The sequence below is a fragment of the Mesorhizobium sp. M7A.F.Ca.CA.004.12.1.1 genome (assembly GCF_003997835.1).
Taxonomy (GTDB): Bacteria; Pseudomonadota; Alphaproteobacteria; order Rhizobiales; family Rhizobiaceae; genus Mesorhizobium.
In genome coordinates, this window is the sequence record NZ_RZRK01000175.1 from 1 (window position 1) to 9,409 (window position 9,409).

At 63.3% G+C, this 9,409-nt stretch carries 8 protein-coding genes; 4 read left to right on the forward strand and 4 right to left on the reverse strand.

Annotated elements, in window-relative coordinates:
- The 3 genes from EN984_RS11850 to EN984_RS11860 all read left to right on the forward strand — a co-directional run.
- Window positions 1–859, forward strand: an 859-nt coding sequence (locus EN984_RS11850) for a glutamine synthetase family protein (RefSeq protein ID WP_164765444.1), incomplete at its 5' end; no start/stop codon positions are given.
- Entirely contained in the window at window positions 859–1,626 is a 768-nt protein-coding gene (locus EN984_RS11855) for an N-formylglutamate amidohydrolase (protein WP_127267231.1), read from the forward strand. The genes EN984_RS11850 and EN984_RS11855, both read left to right, overlap by 1 nt.
- On the forward strand, window positions 1,623–2,939 hold the full coding sequence (locus EN984_RS11860) for an aspartate aminotransferase family protein (protein WP_127267232.1): 1,317 nt from the start codon (window positions 1,623–1,625) through the stop codon (window positions 2,937–2,939). Before EN984_RS11855 ends, EN984_RS11860 begins: the two co-directional genes overlap by 4 nt.
- Window positions 2,940–3,009: 70 nt before the next feature.
- Here EN984_RS11860 and EN984_RS11865 read toward each other — a convergent pair whose 3' ends face one another.
- The 4 genes from EN984_RS11865 to uxuA form a co-directional block, all read right to left on the reverse strand.
- The gene (locus EN984_RS11865; protein ID WP_127267233.1) at window positions 3,010–4,029 is read right to left on the reverse strand and encodes an NADP-dependent oxidoreductase; all 1,020 of its coding nucleotides are present in this window, start codon (window positions 4,027–4,029) and stop codon (window positions 3,010–3,012) included.
- A gap of 27 nt (window positions 4,030–4,056) precedes the next feature.
- On the reverse strand, window positions 4,057–5,376 hold the full coding sequence (locus EN984_RS11870; RefSeq protein ID WP_127267234.1) for an LLM class flavin-dependent oxidoreductase: 1,320 nt from the start codon (window positions 5,374–5,376) through the stop codon (window positions 4,057–4,059).
- A gap of 332 nt (window positions 5,377–5,708) precedes the next feature.
- Window positions 5,709–6,728 (reverse strand): isopenicillin N synthase family oxygenase, encoded by a 1,020-nt coding sequence (locus EN984_RS11875; RefSeq protein ID WP_127267235.1) that lies wholly within the window; start codon window positions 6,726–6,728, stop codon window positions 5,709–5,711.
- Window positions 6,729–7,044: 316 nt separating this feature from the next.
- Window positions 7,045–8,229, reverse strand: a complete 1,185-nt coding sequence (uxuA, locus tag EN984_RS11880; RefSeq protein WP_127267236.1) for a mannonate dehydratase — start codon at window positions 8,227–8,229, stop codon at window positions 7,045–7,047.
- Between the two features lie 98 nt (window positions 8,230–8,327).
- Between uxuA and EN984_RS11885 the strand changes: the two genes are divergently transcribed.
- Window positions 8,328–9,113 (forward strand): SDR family oxidoreductase, encoded by a 786-nt coding sequence (locus EN984_RS11885; RefSeq protein ID WP_127267237.1) that lies wholly within the window; start codon window positions 8,328–8,330, stop codon window positions 9,111–9,113.
- Window positions 9,114–9,409 lie beyond the last annotated feature (296 nt).

Genomic DNA, 9,409 nt, shown 5'->3' on the forward strand with positions numbered 1-9,409 from the left:
CTTCGCGCCCAACCTGATGGCGGCGCTCGAGGAAGCCGGAGTCGCTCCCGAGGTGGTCATCGCCGAATTCGGCGACGAGCAGTTCGAGGTGACGCACGAGCCGGCGGACGCGCTGACGGCGGCGGACCGCGCCGTCGCCATCCGCGAAATCACGCGCGAATTGGCGCGCAATGCCGGCTGGCGTGCGAGCTTCGCGCCCAAAACCGCGCCAACTGCCGTCGGCAACGGCGTCCACATCCATTTCAGCTTTGTCGACGAGGCCGGCAAGCCGGTGACATACGATCCAACGCAGCCCGGAGGTCTTTCCGCCAAAGCCGGCGCCTTCTGTGCCGGCGTGCTGCGCCATCTGCCTGGAATGACCGCGATGACGGCGTCGAGCGTGTCGTCCTTCTACCGGCTGAAGCCGCACAGCTGGAGTTCGTCCTATACCTGGCTCGCCGACCGCGACCGCGAGGCGTCGCTGCGCATCTGCCCGACTGTGACGATCGGCGGACGCGATCCGGCGCGGCAATACAACATCGAATACCGGGCCGCTGACGCCACCGGCAATCCCTATCTGTCGCTGGCGGCGATCATCCGCGCCGGGCTGGAAGGGCTGAAGGCGGGCCTGCCGTCGCCGCCTTTGGTCACCGGCGACCCGACACTGATGAGCGAGGCTGAGCGGGCGAGTCTCGGTCTGGTGCGCCTGCCCGAAACCCTGCCCGTGGCACTGGACGCGTTGCTGGCCGACGGCATCGTGACGGGATGGTTCGCGCCTGTCTTCATCGAAACCTTCGTCGGCCTCAAGCGACATGAGTCCGAGCGTCTTGCCGGTCTCGATCCGGCCTCCATCTGCGATCTCTACCGGACGCTCTATTGATGACCGCGCAGGCCAGAAAAGATTGGCCCGAGGCCGTCGAGGTCCTCAACGAGCACGGCCGCTCCGATATCGTGCTGTTGTGTGAGCATGCGTCCAACCACATGCCGGCCGAGTATCGGCAGCTCGGCCTCGATGCCAGCCATCTGCAGCGCCACATCGCCTGGGATATCGGCGCCGCCGAAGTGACCCGCCTGCTGTCGTCGAAGCTCGATGCACCGGCCTTCCTCAGCGGTTACTCGCGGCTGCTGATCGACCTCAACCGGCCACTGGGCACGCCAGGCAGCATTCCGGTGCTGTCGGAAGACACCGACATTCCCGGCAATGTCGGCATCGATTCGGCGGAGCGGATCCGGCGCGCCGAGATCATCTTTTCGCCGTTTCATGACCGGGTGACTGCGTATCTTGACCGCCGGGCGCAAGCAGGCCGGCAGACCCGGATCGTGACGATCCATTCCTTCACGCCGGTCTTCCTCGGTGTCAGCAGACCCTGGCATGCCGGCGTGCTGCACGACCAAGCAAGAGATCTCGCAGAAACGATCCTTTCGGGCCTGCGCACCGACGCCGGGCTCAATGTCGCGGCCAACGTGCCCTATGTGATCAGCCGCGACGCCGATTACGCCGTGCCCATTCATGGCGATGATCGCGGCATCCCCGCCGTCCTCGTCGAGATCCGGCAGGACCTTTTGTCGACACGGTCCGGCATCGAGGAATGGGCGGACCGGCTGGCGGCGGCACTGCCGGCGCTCGAAACGGAATCCGTGTCGTGAGCAATCTCAGCCTGCGCGAACGTGATGCCGCGACCATCGCCCAGATCGGCAAGCTGCGTTTCTCCCCGCTCAGCGTCATCGGCGGCCGGGGCAACCGGCTGATCGAGGAAGGCGGCCGCTCCTTGCTCGACCTGTCGGGATCGGCCGGTCCGGCGGTGCTCGGCTACGGCCATCCGGCAATAGTCGAAGCGGTCGAGACGTCGATCCGCGACATGGCGGGCGCCAGCCTGCTGCTCTACCCGAACGAGCCCGCCGTATCGCTGGCGGAGCGGCTGCTGGCGATTACGCCCGGAGAAGGCGAACGACGCGTCTGGTTCGGCCATTCCGGGTCGGATGCCAATGACTGCGCGGTGCGCGTGCTGCAGGCAGCCACCGGCCGCTCGCGCTTCATCTCGTTCATCGGTTCCTATCACGGCAATCTCTCCGGCTCGATGGGCATCAGCGGCCATACCGCCATGACCCACACGCTGCCCCGGCCGGGCGTGCTTCTGCTGCCCTATCCCGATCCGTACCGCCCGAATTTCAGCAGCGAGGACGTGCTTGCCCTGCTCGACTACCAGTTCGAGACCACCTGCCCGCCGCATCAGGTCGCGGCGGTGTTCATTGAGCCGTTGATGTCGGATGGCGGGCTGATCGTGCCGCCGCCCGGCTTTCTCAAGGCATTGCAGGAGCGTTGCCGCAGGCACGGCATCAAGATTGTCGTCGACGAGGTCAAGGTCGGGCTCGCTCGCAGCGGCATGATGCACTGCTTCCAGCATGAAGGACTGACGCCGGACCTCGTCGTCTTCGGCAAAGGCATCGGCGGTGGCTTGCCGTTGTCGGCCGTGATCGGCCCTAAGGGGATCATGGACCATGCGCCGGCCTTCGCGCTGCAGACAACCGCAGGCAATCCGGTGGCGACATCGGCCGGCAACGCGGTGCTGAAGACGATCGAGACGGACGGCCTGGTCGAGCGCTCGGCGCGGATCGGCATGCTGTTTTCCGACGCATTGCGGGCGCTTGGCGACAGACACGAGATCATCGGCGACGTGCGCGGGCGCGGGCTTGCCATCGGCGTCGACCTGGTCAAGGACCGCACGACACGTGAGCCGGTTGCGGCGGCGACCACGGCCAAGATCATCTATCGCGGCTATGAGTTGGGTGCAGCCTTCACCTATGTCGGGTTGAGGGCCAATGTGCTGGAGTTCATGCCACCGCTGACGCTGACGGAAGACGAGATGACCGAGGGCGTCGCGATCGTCGACCAGGCAATCGCTGACGTGAATGCCGGCAAGGTCTCGGATGCGGACGTCGCCTCCTTCATGATGTGGTGAACAAAAAAGGCGCCGCGCCGGGCTGCGACAGCGATTGTCTCGGCAGCCCCGGCTCATCGTTGTGCAACAATTATTCCGCGATACGCACGATCAGCTTGCCGAAATTCCTGCCTTCGAGAAGGCCGAGAAAGGCCTGAGGCGCATTTTCGATGCCGTCCACGATATCTTCCCTGTAGCGGACGCGGCCGGACGCTATCCATTCGGCCATCTCGCGATAGAAGGCCGGGCGCTGGTCGACAAATTCGCGCTGGATAAAACCCCTTATCGTCAGGCTGCGGTGCAGCACTTGCTGCATCAATGTCGGCAACCGGTCGGTGCCGGCATCCGCGATGACGTTGTACTGCGCGATCAGCCCGCAGACCGGCACACGCGCAAATTCGTTCAGCAGCGGAAACACCGCGTCCCAGACAGGACCGCCGACATTTTCGAAATAGATGTCGATGCCGCCGGGGCAAGCTGCCTTCAACTGCTCTGCAAAATCGTCGGCCCGGTGATCGACGACCGCGTCAAAGCCGAGCTCTTCTCGCACGAAGGCGCACTTTTCGGCACCGCCGGCAATGCCGACGGCACGCGCACCCTTGATGCGCGCGATCTGGCCAACGGCCGACCCGACCGCGCCGCTGGCGGCCGCGACGACGACCGTCTCGCCAGGCTTCGGCTGCCCGATGGTGAGCAGACCGGCATAGGCCGTAAAGCCCGGCATGCCGAGCACGCCGAGCGCGGTTGTTATGGGTGCAGCCGCGGGATCGAGCTTGCGCAGCCCGACACCGTCGGACAGGGCGAAACTCTGCCATCCGGAGTGGGACAGGACGATATCGCCTTCAGCAAATTCCGGATGGCGAGAGATCATCACACGCGCGACGGTGCCGCCTTCCATCACACCGTCGACATCGACCGGCTTGGCATAGGATTTGGTGGCGTTCATACGACCGCGCATATAGGGATCGAGCGACAGATAAAGGATCTGCAACAGCAGTTCGCCCTCTCCCGGCTGGTCAAGGTCAACCGTCTCGATGCGGAAATGATCCGGCTTCGGCCGGCCTTGCGGTCGCGCCGCGAGCACGATGCGGGTGTTGGACTGGATTGACATGGAGACCTCTCCGCGAAGGATGTTCTACTAGAAAAACCGGTTGGGCGGCCGCTTCAAGCCGAGATTCTCGCGCAGTGTCGACCCCTCATATTGCCGCCTGAAGATGCCTCGCCGTTGCAATTCCGGTACCACTTTCTCGGCAAAATCATCCAGCCCTGCCGGCAGGTAGGGAAACATGATGTTGAACCCGTCAGAGCCCTCGGCAACCAGCCATTCCTCCATCTCGTCGGCGATTGTTTCAGGCGTGCCGACAAAAGCAAGGCCGGAATAGCCGCCCAGCCTTTGCGCAAGCTGCCTGACGGTCAGGTTCTCCTCGCGTGCCAGTTCGATGACGCGCTCGCGGCCACTCCTGCTCGCATTGGTCTCGGGGATTTCGGGCAAGGGCGCGTCCGGGTCAAATCCGGACGCATCGTGTCCGATCGCGATCGACAGCGAGGCGATGCCGCTCTCGTAGTAGACGAGGCTGTCGAGCTTCGCCCGCCTGGCCTGCGCGTCCTCGACGCTGTCGCCGACAACGACAAAGGCGCCAGGCAGGATCTTGATGTCGTCACGCGAGCGGCCGAGTTTCTCCGCACGGCCTTTGACGTCGGCAAAGAAACGCTGTCCCGCCGCGATATCCGCATGGGCGGCGAAAATGACCTCCGCTGTCTCCGCCGCCAGTTGGCGTCCAGCCTCCGACGCGCCGGCCTGGACGACGACCGGCCAACCCTGGATTGGCCGGGCGATGTTGAGCGGCCCACGCACCGAGAGATGTTCGCCCTTGTGGTCGAGCACATGCAGCCTGGCCGGATCGAAATAGAACCCGCTTTCGGCGTCGCGGATGAAGGCATCGTCGGCAAAGCTGTCCCACAGGCCGGTGACGACATCGTAGAATTCCCGCGCCCGCCGGTAGCGCTCATCATGCTCGACATGCTCGTCGAGGCCGAAGTTCAGCGCCGCGTCAGGGTTGGACGTGGTGACGATGTTCCAGCCGGCGCGTCCACCGCTGATATGGTCCAGCGAGGCGAAGCGGCGAGCAACATGATAGGGCGCGTCGAACGTCGTCGATGCGGTGGCGACCAGCCCGATATGGTCAGTGACGGCGGCGAGCGCCGACAGTAGCGTGAACGGCTCGAACGAGGTGACCGTGTGGCTGCGCCGCAAAGCCTCGATCGGCATGTTCAGAACGGCCAGATGGTCGGCCATGAAGAAGGCGTCGAACTTCGCCGCTTCCAGGGTCTGGGCGAAGCGCTTCAGATGCGCGAAATTGAAATTGGCGTCGGGATAGGCGCCCGGATAGCGCCAGGCGCCGGTGTGCAGGCTGACGGGGCGCATGAAGGCGCCGAGGCGCAGTTGTTTTCGTGTCATGAAAGATGTTCCGCCGATCGATACAGTCGAGCACAGTGCTCGAATCCTTCTCAGGATCGGACGGTCAGCCCAACTCGGGAAGGTATTCTGTTCCGCTGCGCCGGGCTTTTGCAGCATTTCAGTTTTGCGCCTGATACCCCAGGACAAAAAAGGCCGGGCTCGAATACGGCCCGGCCAAAAAGAAGGTCAAAACCTTCAGAGGGGAACACCGTTCGGCGAAATGGGAGGAAACCGCCGAACGATTTTACCTTTTTGAGCTTATTTCCAAGCCTTGGCGACGAATGGCATTCCAAAAAACATGCCAAACGGCAAAAATTCGTGCCAGGCGACCGTCACGAACCCACCGTTCCAGTCTCCAGAAGATCGGCATAGTGGCGGCGTGCCACGTCGGGATGGGAACGCAGCCGGCTTTTGAGCACATTGGTGCCGACATCGCGGAACAAGGGGTTGTCGGGATCGCTTGCCGGTCCGCGCGCCTGCGCCGCCAGTTCCTCGGAAAGGCCGAGAAGCGGGATGGTCGCATCGAGCCGCGCGCTGAAGAAGAAGGGAACGGAAATCCGCTCGACGCCGGCAGGCGGCGTCACGACGCGGTGCACGGTGGCCCGCAGATATCCATTCGATGCGAGTTCGAGCAGTTCGCCGATGTTGACGACCAGCGTTCCGGGCAGCGGATCCACATTCACCCAGCTTCCGTCATATTCGACCTGCAGCCCCTTGTTGTCGTCCTGCAGCAGCAGGGTCAGGAAGCCGCCATCCTTGTGCGCGCCGACGCCCTGGTCGCCTTCGGTCGCGTCACGGCCGGGATAACGAACGATCTTCATACGATGGTTGGGCGAGTCCCGGTAGATCGCGTCGAAGGCGTCCTCGGGCTGATCGAGCGATAGCGCGAAGGCTTTCAACAGCCGAATCGCCACCGCGGTCGCCTTGGCCTGCCATGCAAGCAGTGCCGGCTTGAGCTCCGGCAGTGCAGGCGGCCACTGGTTCGGCCCCTGCAGCCGTGTCCACGGTGCAATTCCAGGTCCCTGCGCTATGGGCTGGCGCTCGACGCCGATGTCGAGTTGCTCACGCCAGTCGGCCGCGCCCTTGGTCAGTTCGCCACCGGCGCGGGTATAGCCGCGGAACTGCTGGGATTTGACCATTTCGATCGCCAGCTTGTCGGCCTCCGGCAGCGCGAAGAACCGGCGCGAGGCGTCGATCACGTCGTCGATCTCCGAGGCCGAAATTCCGTGGCCGCTGAGGTAAAAGAAGCCGACGTCCCGAGCCGCCGTGCGCAGGTCCAGGAGAAAGGTACGATACTCGGAAGCACCTTGTTCGAGACGGCTCAGATCGAGCACCGGCACAATTCTGGGCATGCTCAGGTTCCTTCTTTTCTCTGCCTTGGCTTAGGAGAAATAGAAGCGACCACCGGCAAGAGCTTCGAGAATGAATGCATCTCAAAGTGACACGCAAGGCGTGCCGATCAAAGCAACAGGAAGTCCAATCTGGCCCGAATGGAAGAACGTCAGCGCTGCATATTGTGAACTGCCGGCAAATAATTTCCCGACACGTGCTTTACCCGCCATGCCTCTCGTAGGCCGCACTTTCCAGTGCGACATCGTATAAGTCACAGCGGAAGCGCAACCGCGCGTGATCGCCTGTAAATCCGCCAGCCGACCGGCCGGAGCGCATTCAAGCCAGCTCGAACCGCTCGATGGCGCGCATGATGCCACGCAGCTCGGCGAGGCCTTTCAGCCGGCCGATCAGCGAATAGCCAGGATTGAGCCTGGTCTTGCCGATATCGTCGGCGAGCAGATGGCCATGGTCGGGCCGCATAGGAATGCGCCAGTCGGCGCGGCCTTCCCGACGGCGGCGCGCCTCTTCCTGCATCAGAGCCAGGATAACATGCGCCATGTCGGTGCCGCCCTCGAGATGCTCGGCCTCGTGGAACGAGCCGTCATCCTCGATGGTGATGTTGCGCAGATGGGCGAAATGGATGCGGTCGGCGAACTCCTTGACCATGGCGACGATGTCGTTGTCGGCGCGCGTGCCATAGGAGCCGGTGCAGAACGTCAGGCCGTTGGCGGGGCTGTCGACGGCGTTGAGGATGAAACGCGCATCCTCGGCGGTCGAAACGATGCGCGGCAGGCCATAGAGCGAGAAGGGCGGGTCGTCGGGATGGATGCACATGCGCACCCCCTCCTCTTCGGCCACCGGAATGATCTCGCGCAGGAACCAGGCAAGGTTGTCGCGCAGCTCCTTCGGTCCGATCGCATCATAGTCCGCCAGGGCCTCGCGAAAACTGTCCCTGTCATAGCTGCGCTCGGTCGCAGGCAGGCCGGTGATCAGGTTGCGCTCGATCCTGTCGATCGCTTCGCTGCTCAATTCCTTCAGCCGCGCTTCCGCCTCGGCAATGCGGGCGGGGGTATAGCCGGCCTCGGCATTGACGCGCTTCAGCACAAACAAATCGTAGGCCGCGAAATCGATGGCGTCGAAACGCAACGCATAACCTGTCGTTGGCAGCCGATAGGCGAGATCCGTGCGCGTCCAGTCGACCACCGGCATGAAATTGTAGCAGACCGTCGCAATGCCGGCCTTGGCGAGCGCGCGAATTGAGTCACGATAGTAGCCGGCATAGCGCTCGCGTTCCGGCGCGCCGATCTTGAATGAATTGTGGACCGGAATGCTCTCGACCACCGACCATGTCAGGCCGGCGGCCTCGATGACACGCTTGCGCTCCAGAATGCTCTCGAGCGGCCAGGCGCGCCCGTCATAGATATCGTGCAAGGCGCTCACCACGCCGGTCGCACCGGCCTGCCTGACATGATCGAGCGTTACCGGGTCGTTCGGTCCATACCAGCGCCAGCACTGTTCCATAGCCGCTTCCTTCTGCGAGAGGATGGCAACCTATTGTTGGACCACAATGGGTGTCAAACTAGGAACGGTTTCGGACAGCGAATGAAGGAGTTTTCCCAATGAAGGATTTCGACGGCAAGGTGGCTTTGGTGACGGGCACGACCGGGATTGGCCTCGCAACCGCCAGACGCCTCGCTGCAGGGGGTGCTGCGATCGTCGCCTGCGGCATCGACCGCGCGGCCAATACTGCGCTGAAAGCGGAACTGGAAAGCTCCGCAGCCGGGGCGCTGGTCATAGACGCCGACGTCTCCGTGCCCGATCAGGTTCGCGACGCGGTCGCGGCCGGCGTGGAGCGGTTCGGCGGCCTCGATATCATCGTCAATTCGGCGGCGGTGCATCCGTACGGAACCGCGACCAGCACCGATTTCGAGACCTGGAACAGGGCGATGTCGGTCAATGTCGGGTCCATCTATCTGACCGCACATTTCGGCATCCCGGAAATGGTCCGCATGGGCGGCGGCGCCATCGTCAACGTCGCTTCGGTGCAGGGCTTTGCCTGCCAGCAAAACGTCGCCGCCTATGCCACCACCAAGGGCGCCATCCACACGCTGACGCGTGCCCTGGCCCTCGACCATGCGCGCTCCGGCATCCGCGTCAATTCCGTCAGCCCGGGCTCGATCCGCACCCCAATCCTGGAGAAGGCCGCCCGCGGGCAGAACGGCACGGATGCCGATGTCGAGGCCGCCTACAAGCGCTTCGGCGAAGCGCACCCCATCGGACGCATCGGCGAGCCGGAGGAAGTGGCCGAACTCATCGCTTTCCTGTGTTCGTCGAAGGCCGGCTTCTGCACTGGCGCGGACTACAAGATCGATGGCGGCCTGACCGCCGGCATCGGCGTGAAGTAGATTGCGAAGATTGGGGCTTGTCCGTCACCGGGAGCAGCCAGCATCCGACAATTGGTTTGCCGATCTTCTTGCAGATCAATGCCCAAGCAAATTGAACACCGCACGGGCCACGCCGAACATGAAAGGGGGCGGTGCGATCGATGAAATAATAGGCATTGTTGCCGATTGACAAAAACATCAACAGGCGACCAAGATCATATGACCATCAACGATATTGGTCCCGAGGTTGCCCCTCGGCATTGGCGTAAAGGAGAGCCAGATGCCCCTTCAGCAGAGAGTGACCCATCGTCCTAAAC

Coding starts and splice junctions, on each gene's coding strand:
- EN984_RS11875 (WP_127267235.1), bottom strand. CDS start 6,728: ATGCCCAGAATTGTGCCGGTGCTCGATCTGAGCCGTCTCGAACAAGGT.
- EN984_RS11870 (WP_127267234.1), bottom strand. CDS start 5,376: ATGACACGAAAACAACTGCGCCTCGGCGCCTTCATGCGCCCCGTCAGC.
- uxuA (WP_127267236.1), bottom strand. CDS start 8,229: ATGGAACAGTGCTGGCGCTGGTATGGACCGAACGACCCGGTAACGCTC.
- EN984_RS11865 (WP_127267233.1), bottom strand. CDS start 4,029: ATGTCAATCCAGTCCAACACCCGCATCGTGCTCGCGGCGCGACCGCAA.
- EN984_RS11885 (WP_127267237.1), top strand. CDS start 8,328: ATGAAGGATTTCGACGGCAAGGTGGCTTTGGTGACGGGCACGACCGGG.
- EN984_RS11855 (WP_127267231.1), top strand. CDS start 859: ATGACCGCGCAGGCCAGAAAAGATTGGCCCGAGGCCGTCGAGGTCCTC.